At 35.9% G+C, this 19443-nt stretch carries 13 protein-coding genes and 3 tRNA genes; 4 read left to right on the top strand and 12 right to left on the bottom strand.

Annotated features, from left to right (window positions below):
- From ddpX to G9Q29_RS07825, 5 genes are all read right to left on the bottom strand, one after another.
- Entirely contained in the window at positions 1-648 is a 648-nt protein-coding gene (gene ddpX / locus G9Q29_RS07845) for a D-alanyl-D-alanine dipeptidase (protein ID WP_166135300.1), read from the bottom strand.
- Positions 649-834: 186 nt separating this feature from the next.
- Positions 835-1524: a DUF4328 domain-containing protein gene (locus G9Q29_RS07840; protein ID WP_166135297.1), complete on the bottom strand. Its 690-nt coding sequence runs from the start codon at positions 1522-1524 to the stop codon at positions 835-837.
- Positions 1525-1848: 324 nt separating this feature from the next.
- Positions 1849-1922 (bottom strand) — tRNA-Arg (locus tag G9Q29_RS07835).
- Positions 1923-1952: 30 nt separating this feature from the next.
- A tRNA-Pro gene (locus G9Q29_RS07830) sits at positions 1953-2027 on the bottom strand.
- Positions 2028-2045: 18 nt separating this feature from the next.
- Positions 2046-2129: transfer RNA gene (locus tag G9Q29_RS07825), tRNA-Ser, on the bottom strand.
- 228 nt (positions 2130-2357) lie between these two features.
- Between G9Q29_RS07825 and G9Q29_RS07820 the strand changes: the two genes are divergently transcribed.
- Both G9Q29_RS07820 and G9Q29_RS07815 read left to right on the top strand, forming a co-directional pair.
- A complete protein-coding gene (locus G9Q29_RS07820; RefSeq protein ID WP_166135294.1) occupies positions 2358-3536 on the top strand; it encodes an acetyl-CoA C-acyltransferase in 1179 nt (392 codons plus the stop codon).
- A 71-nt stretch (positions 3537-3607) separates the two neighbouring features.
- On the top strand, positions 3608-4369 hold the full coding sequence (locus tag G9Q29_RS07815; protein WP_166135292.1) for a C40 family peptidase: 762 nt from the start codon (positions 3608-3610) through the stop codon (positions 4367-4369).
- Between the two features lie 4 nt (positions 4370-4373).
- Here the strand turns inward: G9Q29_RS07815 and G9Q29_RS07810 are convergent, their stop codons facing one another.
- From G9Q29_RS07810 to corA, 5 genes are all read right to left on the bottom strand, one after another.
- Entirely contained in the window at positions 4374-5756 is a 1383-nt protein-coding gene (locus G9Q29_RS07810) for a M28 family peptidase (protein ID WP_166135289.1), read from the bottom strand.
- A gap of 129 nt (positions 5757-5885) precedes the next feature.
- On the bottom strand, positions 5886-7982 hold the full coding sequence (locus G9Q29_RS07805) for a glycoside hydrolase family 97 protein (protein WP_166135286.1): 2097 nt from the start codon (positions 7980-7982) through the stop codon (positions 5886-5888).
- A 12-nt stretch (positions 7983-7994) separates the two neighbouring features.
- Positions 7995-9194 carry an acetate/propionate family kinase gene (locus G9Q29_RS07800; protein WP_166135283.1) on the bottom strand — a complete coding sequence of 400 codons (1200 nt, stop codon included), beginning with the start codon at positions 9192-9194 and terminating at the stop codon, positions 7995-7997.
- A gap of 77 nt (positions 9195-9271) precedes the next feature.
- Positions 9272-11365: a phosphate acetyltransferase gene (gene pta / locus G9Q29_RS07795; RefSeq protein ID WP_166135280.1), complete on the bottom strand. Its 2094-nt coding sequence runs from the start codon at positions 11363-11365 to the stop codon at positions 9272-9274.
- Positions 11366-11412: 47 nt separating this feature from the next.
- On the bottom strand, positions 11413-12483 hold the full coding sequence (gene corA, locus G9Q29_RS07790; RefSeq protein WP_166135277.1) for a magnesium/cobalt transporter CorA: 1071 nt from the start codon (positions 12481-12483) through the stop codon (positions 11413-11415).
- Positions 12484-12806: 323 nt separating this feature from the next.
- On the opposite strand from corA, the gene G9Q29_RS07785 reads away from it, so the two are divergent.
- Positions 12807-15368 (top strand): zinc-dependent metalloprotease, encoded by a 2562-nt coding sequence (locus G9Q29_RS07785; protein WP_166135274.1) that lies wholly within the window; start codon positions 12807-12809, stop codon positions 15366-15368.
- Between the two features lie 350 nt (positions 15369-15718).
- Here the strand turns inward: G9Q29_RS07785 and G9Q29_RS07780 are convergent, their stop codons facing one another.
- Positions 15719-16444 (bottom strand): bacteriorhodopsin-like, encoded by a 726-nt coding sequence (locus tag G9Q29_RS07780; protein WP_166135271.1) that lies wholly within the window; start codon positions 16442-16444, stop codon positions 15719-15721.
- Between the two features lie 111 nt (positions 16445-16555).
- Between G9Q29_RS07780 and G9Q29_RS07775 the strand changes: the two genes are divergently transcribed.
- A complete protein-coding gene (locus G9Q29_RS07775) occupies positions 16556-17461 on the top strand; it encodes a Brp/Blh family beta-carotene 15,15'-dioxygenase (protein ID WP_166135268.1) in 906 nt (301 codons plus the stop codon).
- An 84-nt stretch (positions 17462-17545) separates the two neighbouring features.
- Here G9Q29_RS07775 and dnaK read toward each other — a convergent pair whose 3' ends face one another.
- A complete protein-coding gene (gene dnaK, locus G9Q29_RS07770; RefSeq protein ID WP_166135265.1) occupies positions 17546-19432 on the bottom strand; it encodes a molecular chaperone DnaK in 1887 nt (628 codons plus the stop codon).
- Positions 19433-19443: the final 11 nt, after the last annotated feature.

Here is a 19443-nt window from a genome sequence, read left to right as displayed (position 1 = left end):
CTAGTTGCAATCCCATTTTGTGTTAGAAACGGGTTCGTTCAAACCTGATTTTAAATTATAATGCCACCATTCTGATTCAAATGCATTGAATCCGTTGCGGATCATAATTGATTTGAGCAAGTATCTATTTTTTCTAACTTGTTTTGAAACGCCTTCATAATTGTGCGATGCTTCTTTACCAAAATGGTCAAAACCGGTTCCCATATCTAATTCATCTCCATTGGCACTGACCAATGTAATATCAACGGCACCTCCACGATTATGGATTGAACCTTTTGCAGGGTTGGCTACATATTTGGGATTAGAAACCATAGCCCACATTTTTTTTTGAATATCTAATGGTCGGTAGCAATCGTATAATTTTATTTTATACCCCTTTTTAATAAACTGCTCATTAGCTTTTATAAGTGCTTTTACAGTTTTTAGTCGCAAAAAGCAGGAGGCACAATCATAAACTTTTTGTTTTAAGAAATTATCTTCGGTGGCATACTTCATATCGTAAACAAAATCAACACTGTATGCTTTCAAATCAACGAAAGTAGAATCAGGAATAACTATTGGTCTTTGATCTTTATTCTGCCCTAAACTAAACTGAAAAAAAAACGCGAATAAGAAAATGACCCAAAACTTAGAAGTAAACGACGCCATATAATTGTTTTAAAATATTTATTTTTATTGAAGCAAGTTACAAAACAAAAGCAACCAAAAAAAAACACTTTAAGCCTCAGTTTGCCCAAAGTGTTTATGAATTTCAATTTATTCTAAGTAAAGCCAGAACGCTACTCTTAAACCTTATTCTGCGTTTATAAAATTCAACAATTTATTGAAAATCGTTTAAAAATTAGCTTCGAGATTTGGTGTTTCTGTCGTGGCGGTTATTTTAAGAAGTTGTCGCTCTAAAATTGAATAATCCTTAATTACCTTAATAGCAAAAATTGCAAGTGGAATACCTAAAACATGACCCATCATACTTATAATTGTAGCATTTGACAATTCATCAAGTGATACCGCATCATTAGAATAACGAAATACAAATTGTCCAAATATACTATTTACAATCCAAAGTCCCCACCACCAACCGATGTGATTAACTGAGAAATTTACCGGAATATTCAGACCATTTTTCTCAATCAACACATGAGTTTCATTATACAGTTCTTTCATGATCTGATAAGGTCTTGATAAGTTAATAATAGGAACAAACCAGGAACCTGCGGCCCACCCCTCTGTAAATGAAAGCTCTTCTGCTCTCAAATGTAAATTATAATAAGCTCTCCTAAACCATTGAATAAAAGTAACTGCAGAGGTAAGCAAGACAATCAAATTCACAACCGCAATTACTTGCTCTCTTAAATCATTGGCATTAGCTGCTTCTGGAGAAATTCCTCCACCATTTATTGCAATAGCGATTAACTCAAATTGAACATAGCCAGAAATTAAAGAAATCACCTCTACTGCTAATGCAATCCATATTAAAGTAATCGCGTTTTTTGCTCTCTGTTTGTTTGGTCTTAAGATTTCCATTGCTTATTTGTAAAGAAGTACAACTGTGTAACCTTCAATTATTTTTTTTTGCTTTTTTTAAAGTTTAGAAAGTAACTCTCTCTGGTGGTAAATGTAGGAAAATATAAAATAAAAAAAAATGCAAAAAACACATTATCCAAAGTAGGTTTTGTTGTAAAAGCAGTGAATTCGAAATTTAGAAAGTCCCATTTGGAAAATGGGAATCCTTTATTTATCGAACAAATTTATTTTGGAAGAAAGTGCTTTTTTCTTTTAACGCCTTGAAAATACTTTGGCTTAAATATATTAAAAACAAAAAACCCACCAAATTGGTGGGTTTTGAAGTGAAGGCAGAAGGATTCGAACCTTCGACCGCCTGCTTAGAAGGCAGGTGCTCTATCCAGCTGAGCTATGCCTCCATTTTAAAAATCTAAGTCGACTTTTAAAAGTCGGGGTGGCAGGATTCGAACCTGCGGCCTCCTGCTCCCAAAGCAGGCGCGATAACCGAGCTACGCTACACCCCGAAAAACAAAATTAAAAAGCGGAGGGACAGGGACTCGAACCCTGGCACCGATCACTCGATGACAGTTTAGCAAACTGCTCCATTACCACTCTGGCACCCCTCCAAGCTCAAGAAAACGTGTTCTGTTTTGCGGTTGCAAATTTAAGACATCTTCAGACTTCTCACAACTATTTTGCGACTTTTTTTTATATTTTTTTTATTAAAAGTCAAAAAAGCTTCACAATCAAAGATATAGAATAAAAAATATTTTTAAACTGATAAAGCATTTTCCAAAATATGAAATTACTTAAAAAAGAGTAAATTTGCTTCATAAACTAACATTATGAAAGTCATGAACAAAAGAGTTGTTATCGTTTCTGCCGTTAGAACACCTATCGGAAGTTTTATGGGGGGATTATCTACTGTCACAGCACCACAATTAGGTGCAGCTGCCATCAAAGGCGCTTTAGACAAAATACAATTAAACCCTAATTTAATTGATGAAGTATACATGGGCCAAGTCGTACAGGCTGGAGCAGGACAAGCACCTGCAAGACAAGCCGCACTTTTTGCTGGATTGCCTCACCACGTAGCTTGTACCACTGTAAATAAAGTATGCGCCTCTGGTATGAAAGCTGTAATGCTTGGCGCGCAAGCTATTCAATGTGGCGATGCCGAAATTGTGGTAGCTGGTGGAATGGAAAATATGAGTTTAATTCCGCATTACATGAACCTACGTACAGGAACTAAATTTGGCCCTACGACTATGGTTGATGGTATGCAAAAAGACGGATTACAGGATGCTTACGATAACAGTGCGATGGGAGTTTGCGCTGATTTGTGTGCTACTGAATACGGATTTTCACGCGAGGACCAAGACGCATTTGCAATTCAATCTTACGAGCGTAGTGCTGCTGCATGGAACGCAGGTAAATTTGATAATGAAGTAGTTCCTGTTGCTGTCCCTCAGCGCAAAGGCGACCCAATCATGGTTACTAAAGACGAAGAGTACAGCAATGTAAAACTAGATAAAATTCCAACTTTAAGTGCTGTTTTCACAAAAGGAGGAACAGTTACTGCCGCTAACGCATCGACAATTAATGACGGAGCTGCAGCAGTAATCTTAATGAGCGAAGAAAAAGCAATCGAATTAGGATTGAAACCATTAGCGTTCATTAAAGGATATGCTGATGCGGAGCAAGAGCCAAAATGGTTCACCACAACGCCTGCAAAAGCAGTTCCAAAAGCGTTAGCAAAAGCAGGAATTACATTAGACGATGTTGACTTTTTCGAGTTTAACGAAGCGTTTTCTGTGGTAGGTTTGGCTAATTCTAAAATTCTTGGATTAGACGGATCTAAAGTGAACGTAAATGGTGGTGCAGTATCATTAGGTCACCCTCTAGGATGTTCTGGTGTTCGTATTATTGTTACTTTGCTAAATGTATTGGAGCAAAACGATGCCAAAATTGGTACTGCTGCAATTTGTAATGGTGGCGGTGGCGCATCTGCAATTGTTGTAGAAAGAATATAATTTTTTTATCAGTTATGAGTTGTATCAGTTGGTACAGCTCATAACTTTTTTAACAATAAATCAAAACCTTCATGTTCGGAATTTGTAATTTAGCCATGATCCCGCTTCGTGCAGAAGCCAGCGACCGCAGTGAAATTGTATCGCAAGTATTATTTGGAGAGCATTTTGCTGTAATAGAACAATCCAAACAATGGTACAAAATTAAATTACAATACGACAATTACGAAGGATGGATTGATAGCAAGCAATGCCAACTGATATCCTCCGAAAATTACAAGCAACTGAGTAATGAGGCAATCGTTCTCAATGCAGACTTAATTGACTACATTACAGCGCCGTCTAATTTTATGTTGCCTATTCCACTGGGAGCATCGCTTTCCTTTTTGCACCATCCTGAAATTAACATTACGCAATTTGAGTTCGAAGGCACTAAAACTAGTGGTAAAAAAGAAAAATTCAACCTTATCAACACGGCATTACTTTATTTGAATGCTCCTTATTTATGGGGTGGAAAAACACCTTTTGGTATTGATTGTTCTGGTTTTACACAAATGGTGTATAAATTAAACGGTCATTCGCTTTTACGAGACGCATCGCAACAAGCAACTCAGGGTGAAGCGCTAAGTTTTATTGAAGAAAGTGAGCCAGGAGATTTGGCATTTTTTGACAATGAAGAAGGTAGTATTATTCATGTCGGTATTATCATGGCTGATAACTACATCATTCACGCTAGCGGTAGAGTGCGTATTGACAGACTCGATCATTTGGGTATTTTTAATGCCGAAACTAACAAACACACTCATAAGCTGCGCGTAATAAAAAAAATAATCTAAGGATTTATTGCGTTACAATTCCGTTTTGGTCAACTAAATACAATAGCGAAGCCATCGCGGCAGCTCCTAATTCAAGCTCTCTTTTATTGACAGCATCAAACGTATCATTGGATGCGTGATGATGGTCAAAATAACGTTGCGAATCAGGTTGTAGACCTACTTTTACAATTTTCTTGGATTGCAACGGTCCAATATCAACTCCAGAGCTTCCTTTTACAAATTTGTGAATCAAATACGGTTCAAATAATGAATTCCAATTTTTGATCTGGTTAAAATTAGCCTCATCTCCATCAATAGAAAAACCTCTTGGCGAAAATCCTCCTGCATCACTCTCTAGTGCAAAAATATGATTCTCCCCTTTTTTAGCCGACTGATTTTCATACTCTTTACCACCACGAACACCATTTTCCTCGTTCATAAACAATACCACTCGCAAAGTGTTTTTTGGCTTGTAACCAATATTCTTGAAGATATTTAAAACTTCCATACTTTGTACACAACCAGCTCCATCATCATGTGAACCATCGCCTAAGTCCCAAGAATCAAGGTGACCTCCTACTACCATAATTCTCTCTGGATGCTCAGTACCTGTCATTTCCGCCACCACATTATACGACAGTACATCATCAAAAGTTTGACACGATTGCTTTAGATAAAAAGTCGCATTGGGATTCGATTGTAAACTTTTGCTCAATAATTCAGCACCATTGGTACTTATTGCAGCTGCAGGAATGCGTTGGTCTTTACTAATATCGCCATAATTAGTAGCACCCGTATGAGGCAAATCATCCATGCGCAAATTCATTGAACGCACAATTACTGCCAAAGCACCTAATTTTCCAGCCTCTCTAGCTCCAGATGATCTTTGATCTACACAACCGCTGTAGGCTTTAAAAGTCTCTACAAATTCAGGATTCATAGGTCGGTTAAAAAACACGATTTTTCCTTTTACTTTTGCTTCGCCCAAAGCAGTTAATTCTTCAAGGCTCTTAACTTCAATCACACTAGCATTTAAACCAGATTTGGGAGTCGCCACCGATCCACCCAATGCGCAAATTGGAAAAGTAATTTTTTGTTTCCCTAGTTGTAAATAGCCTACTTCTTTTTCACCTCTCACCCATTTTGGCACCATTACTTCTTGAAGGTACACTTTGTCTACACCTAAAGTTTCTAATTGTGCTTTGGTGTATAAAACCGCTTTTTCGGCACCTGGAGAGGCTGATAATCGAGAACCAATATTGTTAGATAAATGATCTAGCCAAGGGTAACATTTGGCCTTGGTTAATGACGATTTGTAAATTTCTTTTAAGGTTTGCTCTGCAGTGCTTTGTGCAAGGAGTGGTAATGTGCCGCAGAAAAGTGCAGCCAAAACAATTGATTTTTTCATAGTTTAAAAAAGTTATTGCAAGTGATTTTTGTGTTTTTTATAATAATCCAGCAATTTCGGCATTCTGTTTGGAATTTTTGCTTTCGCCAAAAAAAAACCTGCAAAAATGTACTCTTGCAGGTTTCAAAATTATGGAATTGGTTCAAAACTAACCGCTGTACCGCCACCTGCGGCCAAGATTAATTTTAGTTTTGATTTACTAGTGACCGTCATTGTTTTTATTTGATATGCAATTGGATTGCTTTTCCAGTGAGCGTTGGCTGCATCGGAATATACAGTTGCTTTATACTTTTTACCTGGAGTAAGAAAATCTAATTTCGCCTCTGATGTTCTTGCGTTTTCATCCGTGATGGCTCCTAAAAACCATGTTTCTTTTCCTTTTGTTTTTCGGGCAACTGTTACGTAATCTCCAGGTTCAGCTTCCAAATATTTACTTTCGTCCCAATCTGTTTCAACATCTTTGATAAACTGAAAAGCATCCGGATATTTCTCGTAATTCTCAATTAAGTCAGCTGCCATTTGCAAAGGCGAATACATTGTTACATACAAAGCCAATTGTTTAGCGAGAGTAGTATGCACCTGTTCTGTTTTGTTTTTGTCGTAATAGCTCATTTTTACTTCAAAAATTCCCGGCGTATAATCCATCGGACCACCCAATTGTCTGGTAAACGGCAAAATGGTTTCGTGTGCAGGCGGGTTTCCTACGCTCCAAGCATTGAATTCATTTCCACGAGCCGCTTCGGCTGCGATATAGTTAGGATACGTTCTACCCACACCTGTTGGTCGGGAGGATTCGTGAGAGTTGATCATAATTTTATAATCAGCAGCGCGTTTTACCACAAAATTAAAATGATTCACCATCGATTGTCCGTCATGAAACTCACCACGCGGAATAATTTTACCCACATAACCCGATTTTACGGCTGGATACTCGTATTTTTTCATCAAATCAAAAGCGCGATCTAAATGTCTTTCGTAATTACTGACAGAGCCAGATGTTTCATGATGCATGATCATTTTGACATTTTTTTCTTTGGCGTAAGCCGAAAGCGCTGCAATATCAAAATCTGGATAAGGCGTTGTAAAGTCAAAAACTTCCTCTTTCCAGTTGCCATTCCAATCTTCCCAACCTACATTCCAACCTTCAACTAAAACGCCATCAAAACCATTTTTAGCGGCAAAATCAATGTATCGTTTGGTGTTTTCGGTAGTAGCACCGTGTTTTCCTGATGCTTTTGGAGCATCGGCAAAATTTGTGGCATTTTGAGAACCTGCATAATCCCAAGTTGATTTCCCTACATGCATTTCCCACCAAATACCCACGTATTTCATCGGTTTTATCCAAGAAGTATCCTCAATTTTTGAAGGTTCATTGAGGTTCAAAATCATTTTAGAAGCCACGATATCTCTTGCATCATCACTAATCATGATGGTTCTCCAAGGCGAAACACAAGGCGTTTGTAAATAGGCTTTGTCACCAATAGCATTTGGAACTAATTCGGCTTTTAATTTATAATTGGTCACATCGGCATTCAAATGCATTACGGGATAATTAACTACCGCCGCTTCAAAAATATTGAGATACAAACCAGATGGTGCTTTCATCATCAATGGCGTTTGAAGGGTATATTTTCCAGGAATCGATTTTACACCAATCCCGTTGTTCATATTGATTTTAGAATTATCAATCTCTGAAAACCTCGTTTCGTTGTACTCGTATTCATTACTATCAAAATCACCCGGAAGCCAAAATACTTTATTATTTTCAGTAAGATTAAATTGAGTAAGCTCATCCGAAATGACGAAATAATTCAGCTCTGCTTGTTTCGGAAAATCATATCTAAAAGCGACACCTTCATCAAAAACTCGGAAAATGATATTCATTTTCACCTTCGTTTCCTTGTTGATGAGCGAAACACTAAGTTCGTTGTAGTGATTTTTAATACTCGATTGTTCCCCTAAAACCGGTTTCCAAGATTCATTGAAACTGGAAGTTTTTGAATCCAGAATATCAAAATTAGCATCCAAAGCTGGTTTCTCTTTTAATCTGATTCCTAAGGCGCTTTCTAAAACCGTTGGTTTATTTTTGTAATTCACGGAGTAGCTTGGTTGCCCATTGGCAGCTAGCTTAAAATTTACGGCTATTTTACCCGAAGGTGATTGAACACTTTGAGCAACAGCAAGATTAACAAAGACCAATAGGGAAATAAGGATGACTTTTTTCATTTTTTTGTAATTTTATTTGTTTAACAATTCAAAAACTTGATTGGCAATTTCAACTTCTTCATTGGTAGGAATCACTAAAATTTTTGTTTTTGAATCGGCTGTATTGATTTCGCGAATTTCTTTAGATCGTATCTCATTTTTAGAAAGGTCTAATTGTAACCCAAAATAATCCATGTCGGTGCAGACTAATTTCCTGATATAAGATGAATTTTCTCCGATTCCTGCAGTAAAAACAATCGCGTCTAAACCGTTTAAAACGGCAGCATAAGAGCCTATGTATTTCTTGATACGGTAGGCATTCATGGCCAAAGCCAATTGACAATCAGCATCGCCATTTTCTGCTCTTGCTTCAATGTCTCTTAAATCGCTGTAACCTGTGAGGCCTAGCATTCCGCTTTGTTTTTGAAGCATGGTATTTACAGCATCGAGCGAATATCCTAAAGTATTCACCAAATAAAAAATTACTGATTGATCGACATCACCACTACGAGTTCCCATAATTAATCCGTTCATTGGTCCGAAACCTAAGGTATGATCGATACTTTTTCCGTCTTTAATAGCAGTCATGCTGCAACCATTCCCAAGATGAATGGTTATAATTTTGGAACCTGACAAATTTGTATTTTGCTTTAAGTAGTCAATTGCTTTTTGTGAAACATACTTGTGACTGGTACCATGAAAACCATACAATCTAATTTTACTGTCGGTAAAAAGATGTTTTGGAATAGGATATTGATGCGCTACCACTGGAATCGTTTGATGGAAAGCAGTGTCAAAAACAGCAACTTGTTGTGCCGATTTAAAGATTTCTTCAGCGACAGCAATTCCCTCTAAATTAGCTGGATTGTGCAAAGGAGCCAAATCAAAAAGTTGTTTTATTTTTTCTTTTACATCCTCTGTTATTCGTACTGTATTAGTAAAATCGCTTCCGCCATGAACCACGCGATGTCCTACGGCTTGAATTTCGTCAGTACTTTTGATTACACCAATTTTTTCATCCATCAACAAATTGGCGATTTTCTCTAAACCTACTTTATGATTCGAAATTGAAAGTGTTTCCTCTAATTTAGTAGAACTTGTTACGTAAGTTAAATTAGAACCTTCGAGGCCAATTCGATCAATCATCCCAGAGCAAATCACTTCGCCAGAAGGCATGTCAAGTAATTGGTATTTAATAGATGAACTTCCTGAATTTATAATTACTATTTTCATTTAATTTTTATTTTTTTTATGGTTCTAAGGTTCAAAAGGCACTAAGGCGCTTAGTTACTTAGAACCTTAGTACCATTTTACAATCCTTGTGCTTGAATTGCCGTAATCACGACAGTATTAATGATATCGTCAACCGTACAACCGCGACTTAAATCATTAACCGGTTTATTTAATCCTTGCAACATTGGTCCAATAGCTAGCGCTCCCGTTTCTCTTTGTACAGCTTTATAGGTGTTATTTCCAGTATTTAAGTCCGGAAAAATAAGAACACTTGCTTGACCTGCCACTTCCGAATTGGGTAATTTACTTTGGCCTACAGCCATATCAACGGCGGCATCGTATTGTATAGGACCTTCGATTTTTAAGTCTGGACGTTTTAGGCGAACAATCTCGGTAGCAGTGCGAACTTTATCGACCTCATCACCTTTTCCAGATGCTCCAGATGAGTAAGAAAGCATAGCAATTTTTGGTTCAATACCAAAAGCCAAACTTGAATCGGCAGATGAAATGGCTATTTCAGCCAGTTGTTCTGCTGTAGGATTTGGGTTAATGGCACAGTCTCCAAACACAGAAACTCTATCCTCTAAACACATAAAAAATACTGATGAAACAACCGATGAATTGGGCTTGGTTTTAATAAACTGCAAAGCTGGTAAAATGGTATGCTGCGTGGTATGCGCCGCACCAGACACCATTCCGTCAGCATGACCTTTGTATACCATCATCGTCCCGAAATAGGAAACATCTTCCATCAAATCTTTAGCCATACCGATGGTTACATTCTTCGCTTTGCGCAATTCGTAATAGGTATTTACGTAATCTTCGTAATGTTTGGATTCGATAGGATTTATGATTTCCACTTTATCAAAATCAAAATACAATCCTAATTCCGCAACCTTACTTTCTATTTGTTTTTTGTTGCCAATAATCGAAATGTCTACCACATCCATTTCGAGCAATCGAGATGCCGCCATCAAAATTCGATCGTCATTCCCCTCTGGTAAAACAATGTGTTTGCGATGTTGTTTGGCACGTTGAACCAAATTGTATTGAAACATTTTAGGAGTCATTCCTTCAGGTTCAAAGGTGATTAACTTTTCGGAAAGTAAATCTAGTTCAACAAATTTCTCAAATGTAGAAATCGAAAGTTCAATTTTCTGTTTGTTATTCGCGTAAATTTTCGACTTGATACTACCAATTTTATTGGTGATGTAATAGGTTCCTTCCTCTACCGCAATTATCGGCACAATGGTTGAAAGGCCTTCAATTAGCTTTAGAATACTAATTTCAGGCACAATATTTCCTGTAAGAACAATACCTGAAATCGAAGGATAATTAGCCGACTCATTGGCTTGTAGGGCTCCCAAGATAATATCTGCACGATCACCAGGGGTAATTACCAAACTATTCTCTTTTAAATGCAATAAATAATTACGAAGCTGCATGGCTCCAACACTAAAATTACCAGTTTGATTATTCAAATGGGCTTCGCCAAAAAGTACTTTTGCACCTAATTCTTTTACAATTTCTTGAACGGTCGGATTATTTAAATTGTAAATCAACGGGATAGCATTGACCAAAATACCTTTGGGCAAATTTTTAGTGAGTCCGTTGGTTACTAATTCAATGTTCTCGGGTTGTACTTTATTTGCAATTACCGCAAGTACCTCTACATCTTTCACTTTAAAAGAATCGTAGGCTAAATATAAACTGTCAATTAACTCCTCGAGTGTTTTACCTACTCCAGAGCCAACAATCATGGTAGGAATTCCAAGATTCTTGGCAATGAGCACGTTCATATCCAATTCGATAACTGTGCCCTCGCCTGTAAAACTGGTTCCTTCAACCAAAATAAAATCAAAGCGTTGCTCTAGTTTTTTATACTTTTCGATAATCAAATCGAGAACTTCGCCTATTTTACCCTTGTTTTTCTTTTTAATCAATTTGCTTTTAGTAATGGCATAAGCATCTGCAAAATCGATATCCAAACCAAAATGACCTATAACCGTTTCAATATGGTTGTCGAAACCACCTTCTTCAATATCTTCTATGATCGGTCTAAAATAACCTACTTTGGCAGTTTTTCCGATGAGCATGCTCATTAAACCCAGCGTGATAATTGACTTACCGCTATTTTGCTCGCTTGTTGCTATGTAAATTGCTTTATTCATTTTATAGTTTTTAGAAACATATTAAAATCTTTTGTCAAGGAAAAATATCAAAACCATCGTCTTTTTTTGAAATACAAGATCATACCAATTACCAGCAAAAACATAACTCCCATTACTATTGGGTAGCCGTAGGTACTTTTCAATTCGGGCATGTTTTCAAAGTTCATTCCGTATACACCAACAATAAAAGTTAGCGGAATAAAGATAGAAGACACAATGGTCAACGTTTTCATTACTTCATTCATTTTGTGTGTTTGCGCAGAAAAAAAGAAATTAGAGGCACTTTCTAGCGTATCCATATCAGAATCAATTTGCTCCAAAAGCTCTAAACTTTTTTGATGCAATCGCGCGAAAAAACTGAAGGTATCGTCTTGAATTTCGTTAAACACCGTATCGTCTTTTATACTTTTAATTTCGTACAAAGAATCTCGAAGCGGAATGATAGAACGTTTTAAAAAGTTAAAATTATCACGGTGTTTCTCGATGCGTTCTAAAATAATTGGATCTGGATTTTGCTTGGTCATATCAATTAATTCTTCTACTTTATCCTCTTCATTTTCGAGAGTAATGTAAAAATTTTCCATGATTGAATCTAGCAAAATATATAACAAGTAATCGGCTTTACGCGTGCGCACCAAGCCTGAATGGCTTCGAATTCGCTCCCTGATATGAATAAAGAAATCGCTTCTTTTTTCTTGAAACGAAAGCAAAACATCTTTTTTTAGTAAAAAACTAATTTGTTCCACCTCAATTGCATCTGAACCTTCAGAGGGCAATAACGATTTGATATTAAAAAACAAACAGTCATTAGTTTCTTCTAATTTTGTTCTGCGTACCGTATTCAAAATATCGGCCAACATAAAATTATCAATCGAAAAGTAATCACCTATTGCTTGCAGCCACTCCACATTATTTAAACCATGAATATTCAACCAATTTACTTTATCATTTGCTAAAAATTTATCTAAATGAATTAGTTTAAAAGCCTCATATTCAGCTAAAGTTTTATCATCATAAACAAAAAGTTGTAACTCAGATTCAATATTTCGATGCGCTCCCGTGTATTCAAGCGTGTAAGGCTGTAATCGTTTGCCTTTTTTATATTTAATTTTTCTCATTAAACCGTTGTTAGTATTCCATCGGAACTTTTAAAAAGCCATTTGATCACAGAACCATGTAAATGTTGAACTGCAAAAATTATGAATGCTTGAAAAACAAAAGTACTCAGAAAATGCTAGTCTTTTGAAAGTACACACGCTAAAAAAGCACAAAAATTTTGATTCTACATGTGTTAATTTATGTTAATGTTTTATAAATGAAATTAGAAAACCTCAAATTGTGAAAATATATCAATAGATTTGAAAATTAATGCTGAATTTATACCATATCCTTAGTATAATTCGGTAAAAAACTAATTATTAACCGTAAGATGTAGAATTACATGATTCAAAAAAAACTAACTCTATTGATGTTATGTCTCTTATCTTTTTCAGCTACTGAGACCTTTGCTCAAAGCAAAAAAAAGAAAAAGAACGACAAAACTGCCGTTGCTGCACCAATGGCTAAACCAGCTGAAGGCAAAAAAGAACCAAAGCCTTACAAAAAAGTAATTGACTCAACTGCAGTCACACAAAAAGGTTTGATTGATGTTCACAAAACGGACAACAAGTACCTATTTGAAATTCCAGATTCTCTTTTAGGAGGCGAAATCATGACTATCACCCGTTATTCAAAAACACCGGCAGGTGGAGGAATTTTTGGTGGAGAAGAAATCAACCGCCAAGTAATTCGTTTTGAAAAAGGACCAAACAACAACATTTTGATGCGTTCTGTAACGTATGTAATCATGTCTCCTGATCAAGACAAACCGTTGGCGCAAGCGGTTAAAAATTCAACTGCCGACCCAATTATTGGAAATTTTGATGTTCTTGCTTACAAAAAAGACAATGACGGAAAAATTACTGGTTACGTAATTGATATGACCACTACTTTTGATGCGGATGTTCAAACATTCTCATTAGATCCGATCAAGAAACAATTGTTAAACATTCAAACGTTTCAAAAAGATCGTTCATACATTTCAAAAATTAGCAGTTTCCCAATCAACACTGAAATTAGAACTGTAAAAACTTTCACTACAACACCACCTAGAATTAGCACTACACCTACTCCACAAATTGGTGTAAACCTACCTTCAGCTTTAGATGCAGGAGTTGTTACTGTAGAAATGAACACTTCGATGATTTTGCTTCCTAAAACACCAATGCGTAAAAGAGAATTTGATGCACGTGTAGGATATTTTGCAAATGAATATGGAGTGTTTGAAGAGGAATCTCAAAAATCAGATACTAAAACTTTTGCTGTTAGATGGCGTTTAGAGCCTAAATCTCCAGAGGATGCTGCCAAGCAGAAGAAAGGGGAACTTATTGAGCCTTTAAAACCAATTGTATACTACATTGACCCTGCTACTCCAGACAAATGGAAAAAATTCATCAAACAAGGTATTGATGATTGGCAAGTAGCTTTTGAAGCTGCTGGATGGAAAAATGCAATTCGCGGAGAATACTGGCCAGAAAATGATCCAACAATGAGTTTAGAAGATGCCCGTTTCTCTGTATTGAGATACTTTGCAGCTGAAATTCAAAATGCTTACGGACCAAATGTTCACGATCCAAGAAGTGGTGAAATTTTAGAAAGCCACATCGGTTGGTACCATAATATCATGAGTTTGTTACGTAATTGGTACTTGATACAAACAGCAGCAGTAGATCCAGCGGCAAGAAAAAAACAATTTGATGACAGCTTGATGGGCGAATTGATTCGTTTTGTATCGTCTCATGAAGTAGGACATACATTAGGATTACGCCACAACATGGGAGCTAGTTCAGCAACTCCTGTTGAAAAACTAAGAGATGCCGCTTACCAAGAGAAAAATGGTCATACATCATCTATCATGGATTATGCTCGTTTTAACTATGTAGCACAGCCGGAAGATAATGTAAAACACTTGTTCCCAAGAATTGGTGATTATGATAAATGGGCTATCAAATGGGGTTATTCTTACTTTGAAGATGCTAAAACCGAAGCAGAAGAAAAAGCGGTGTTGAATAACATGACTAAAGAAGCGTACAAAAACAACAGATTGTGGTTTGGTACAGAATCTAGTCCTTACGACCCGAGATACCAAACAGAAGATATTGGAGACAACGCTATGAGAGCCTCTGAATATGGTATTAAAAACTTGAAAAGAATTTTACCAAACCTAATAACTTGGTCTAAAGAAGATGGTGAAAGCTATGCAGAATTAGATGAATTGTATGGTGCTTTAACTGGACAATTCAGAAGATATTTGGGTCACGTTACTAAAAACGTAGGAGGTATTTATGACAATCCTAAAACCTACGACATGACTGGAAATCAGTTTCAAGTTGTTCCAAAAAGTATTCAAAAAGATGCTATTTCGTTCTTAAACACACAATTGTTCAATACCCCAAAATGGTTGTTAGATCAAAATGTTCTTTCAAAAATTAACCCGGATAGTGGCGTTGAAGCAATTAAAGCGATGCAAGATGCTACTTTGTCAAGTTTAATGGCAGGAGATCGTATGGTACGTTTGATGGAAACATCTGTGGCTAGCAAAGACAATTATAGCGCAGATGAAATGGTAACAGACTTGAAAAAAGGAATTTTCTCAGAGTTGAAATCAAATGGTGCAATTGACATGTACCGTAGAAATATTCAAAAAATCTACGTTGACAAATTGATTGAATTACTAAAACCAGGTTCTACAACGGTTCGTTCTAATGTAGTTGGTGCAACTTATGGTTTCAATACAAGAAGAGTGAATTTAGCTCAGACTGATTTACCTTCTATTGCAAGAGGGCAATTGGTCGCTTTGAAAAACGAATTAAAAATCGCATCTGGTCAAATGACAGATCGTTTGAGTAAATACCATACTCAAGATTTAATTTCTAGAATTAGCGAGGCATTGGATCCAAAATAGTCCAATTATAATCGTAAAGGAGAAAGGGGAAATGAGCAATTCATTTCCCCTTTTTTTATGTCTAATACTAAACAAATAATCTTTCGCCTTTATTTAAAATACTAATAAGTCTTTTATCGGTAAGACTCCAGTACATAGTTAAATTTTAAAGTAAAACAATAACAAGATATAATAAAAGATGTAGTTGTTAACATTACAACACATTTGTACAGAAGGTTATAACTAATCGAAAAATAGTATTAGTTAGCAGAAATCAGAGATAGCGTTTCGACTATACTACTTTCAATGTATAAAAAAAACCGAGCTATTTCTAGCCCGGTTCATCACTACATTATAATAAAAAAAGAAAATTAATCTTTAGAGGACTTCACAGCAAGACTGTAGATTACTAAACCAAATCCAATTTTATTGATTGCATCAGCAATATTGTACGCTACATCAATATTCCCTGATGGAATTAGACCATTGTACCAGCCTGTCGTTCCCATCATGTATCCTAAAGGATAAATGGCCCAACCTACTAACACGAACCAACATAAAATTTTGTGTGCTTTTTGCACTTCGCCACCGGCTGCTGCTGCTAATTTAGAAGCTTCACCTAACCAAATTTCATACACAATTAAGAAGTACGCCGCTCCTGAAATACCACCCCAAAGTGCAGCACTTTCTGGTGCAACAACCTCACCAAAATAACCTGTTACAAGCATGATTACTGAATAAATAATCATTTTCCATAATAATGATTGCTTAGCTCCTGCTACTTTTAAAATTAAATAGAACTCTAAACACATTAACGGAACTGTTAGTACCCAGTCTACATAACGAAAGAATGTTGGCGACTCACCAAACGAAGCCCAATAATCTCTCATGTAAAAATAGTGCACAGCTGCAATAAAAGTAATTAAACCAGAAACCAATACTGATGTACGCCATTTTTTATCAAATTGACTTAATGATAAAAAGAAAAATGCTGATGCAGCCATCATGGCCATACAACCTACAAAAAAGGTAAACCCAACATAATCGGTTGGAGATAATTTACCCACTAATCCTGAAATAAACATAAAATTTGTCATAAAATAATAGTTTTTAAATGGTTTTGTTTATCCAAATATAGAAAATGTTAAACACAAAAAATAATTTTTGTTTAAATATTTTTGCGTAATTTTAAACAAAAATTATTTTTTATGCGCAAATATTCGAATATCGCAATGGTAGCAAGCTTTTTTGGATTATGGCTAGATTCCTATCTATCAGATTCAAAACAAATATATTTAGGTTTTTTCTTAATTTTTACTTTTGGAATCTTGCACGGAGCGAATGATTTGATGTTAATTAAAACTATTAAAAATGATAAACAAAAAAAATCTTGGCTAAAAGTATTATCTTATTACATAGTAGTGGTGCTTTGCGGAATTGTACTTTTTTATTTAATACCACAATTTGCACTATTATTATTCATACTAGTTAGTGCCTACCATTTTGGGGAGCAAGAATGGCAACAAACCCTATTACAATACGGTAAATGGTTTACTTTTGCTTTTCAAATTATTTATGGCCTACTCATTTTATCGCTGTTGTTTATTTTTCATAAAGAACAAGTTCAAGAAATTATTATAAACATTTGCCAACTTAAAGTACCAACAACATACTTTGATTTATTATTCGGAATTGTTTTAGCACTCTTTTTAAGCTTGTGCTCTGTAGTTTATCTGCAAAACAAAAATCAGATCCAAAATATACTACAAGAATGTTTTTACATCCTTTTGTATGCCATTATTTTTAAATCATCAAGTTTGATTTGGGGTTTTGCTATTTACTTTGTTATTTGGCACAGTATACCATCAATAATGGATCAAATTCGTTTTTTAGATGGAACATATACCACTGCTAATTTTATAAATTATTGTAAAAATGCAGCTTTATACTGGTTTGTTTCTATAATAGGTATCGTAGTAATCTATTACTATTTTTCAGAGCAAGAACAACTGTTTAACGCTTTGTTTTTCTCATTTTTAGCAGCTATTACATTTCCGCATGCGGCAGTTATCAGTACCATGTTTCATCACTCTGCAGTAGTTCCAAAAAAATAAGGCAAAAAAAAACCGTCTGCCAATGGCAAACGGTTTTTAAATCAACAGTAAAGACAGACAGAAGTCTATCTCTACTGGAAATTATTATTTTACTTCTTCGAATTCAACGTCTTCAACGTTATCTCCTTGAGTAGCTTCACCTTGTGGTTGAGCAGCACCTTGACCTTGTTCTCCTTGAGCATACATAGCCTCAGTAGCTGTTTTCCAAGCTGCATTTACATTGTCTAAACCTTTTTGAATTGCATCAAGATCTTGAGATTGGTGTGCCATTCTCAATTCAGTTAAAGCATATTCAATAGCAGTTTTGTTTTCGTCAGAGATTTTATCTCCTAACTCTTTCAATTGAGATTCAGTTTGGAAGATTGTAGAATCTGCCTCATTCAATTTTTCTGCTCTTGCTCTAGCAATTTTATCAGACTCAGCATTAGCTTCTGCATCTTGTTTCATTTTCTCGATTTCTTCAGAAGTTAATCCAGAAGAAGCCTCGATACGAATATCGTGAGATTTACCAGTTCCTTTATCAGTAGCAGTTACTTTGATGATACCATTAGCATCGATATCGAAAGAAACTTCGATTTGTGGAACTCCTCTTGGTGCTGGTGGAATACCATCTAAATGGAAACGACCAATAGTTTTGTTATCAGCAGCCATTGCTCTTGCACCTTGTAATACGTGTAATTCAACAGATGGTTGAGAATCAGCAGCAGTTGAGAAAACTTGTGATTTTTTAGTTGGGATAGTTGTGTTTGCTTCGATCAAAACAGTCATAACACCACCCATTGTTTCGATACCTAAAGATAAAGGTGTAACGTCAAGTAACAATACATCTTTTACATCTCCAGAAAGAACTCCACCTTGAATAGCTGCTCCAATTGCAACAACCTCATCAGGGTTTACTCCTTTAGATGCTTTTTTACCGAAGAATTTTTCAACTTCTTCTGCAATTCTTGGCATACGAGTAGAACCTCCTACAAGGATAACTTCGTCAATATCAGAAACTGTTAAACCAGCATCTTTCAAAGCTCTAGCAACTGGCTCCATAGAACGTTTTACTAAAGTATCTGATAATTGCTCAAATTTTGAACGAGATAATTTTTTAACTAAGTGTTTTGGTCCTGAAGCCGTAGCTGTAACGTATGGCAAGTTGATTTCAGTTTCTGCAGAAGCTGATAATTCAATTTTAGCTTTCTCAGCAGCTTCTTTAATTCTTTGTAAAGACATTGGATCTAAACGTAAATCAATACCTTCTTCAGATTTGAATTCGTCAGCTAACCAATCAATAATTACTTGATCAAAATCGTCTCCTCCTAAGTGAGTATCTCCGTTTGTAGACAATACTTCGAAAACTCCGTCACCTAATTCAAGAACCGAGATATCAAATGTACCTCCACCTAAATCGTAAACAGCAATTTTTTGGTCAGTACCTTTTTTATCTAATCCGTAAGCTAATGCAGCTGCAGTTGGTTCGTTGATGATACGCATTACTTTAAGACCTGCAATTTCTCCAGCTTCTTTAGTAGCTTGACGTTGTGCATCATTAAAATATGCTGGTACAGTAATAACCGCTTCAGTTACCGTTTGACCTAAGTAGTCTTCAGCAGTTTTTTTCATTTTTTGAAGAGTCATTGCTGACAATTCTTGTGCAGTATACAAACGACCGTCAATATCAACACGTGGTGTATTGTTATCTCCTTTTACGATGCTGTAAGGAACTCTTTTTGCCTCAGTAGAAACTTCGCCAAAACCTTGTCCCATAAAACGTTTGATAGAAGCAATAGTCTTAGTTGGATTAGTTACTGCTTGTCTCTTTGCAGGATCACCTACTTTAATTTCTCCACCTTCAACAAAAGCGATGATAGATGGTGTTGTTCTTTTTCCTTCTGCGTTAGGGATAACAACTGCTTCGTTACCTTCCATTACAGAAACACAAGAGTTGGTCGTACCTAAATCAATTCCGATTATTTTACCCATTTTTAATATAT

The organism is Flavobacterium turcicum (assembly GCF_011365745.1).
Taxonomy (GTDB): domain Bacteria; phylum Bacteroidota; class Bacteroidia; order Flavobacteriales; family Flavobacteriaceae; genus Flavobacterium; species Flavobacterium turcicum.
Note: the sequence above shows the minus strand (reverse complement) of the source record. Positions and strands in the feature narration are given on the sequence as shown.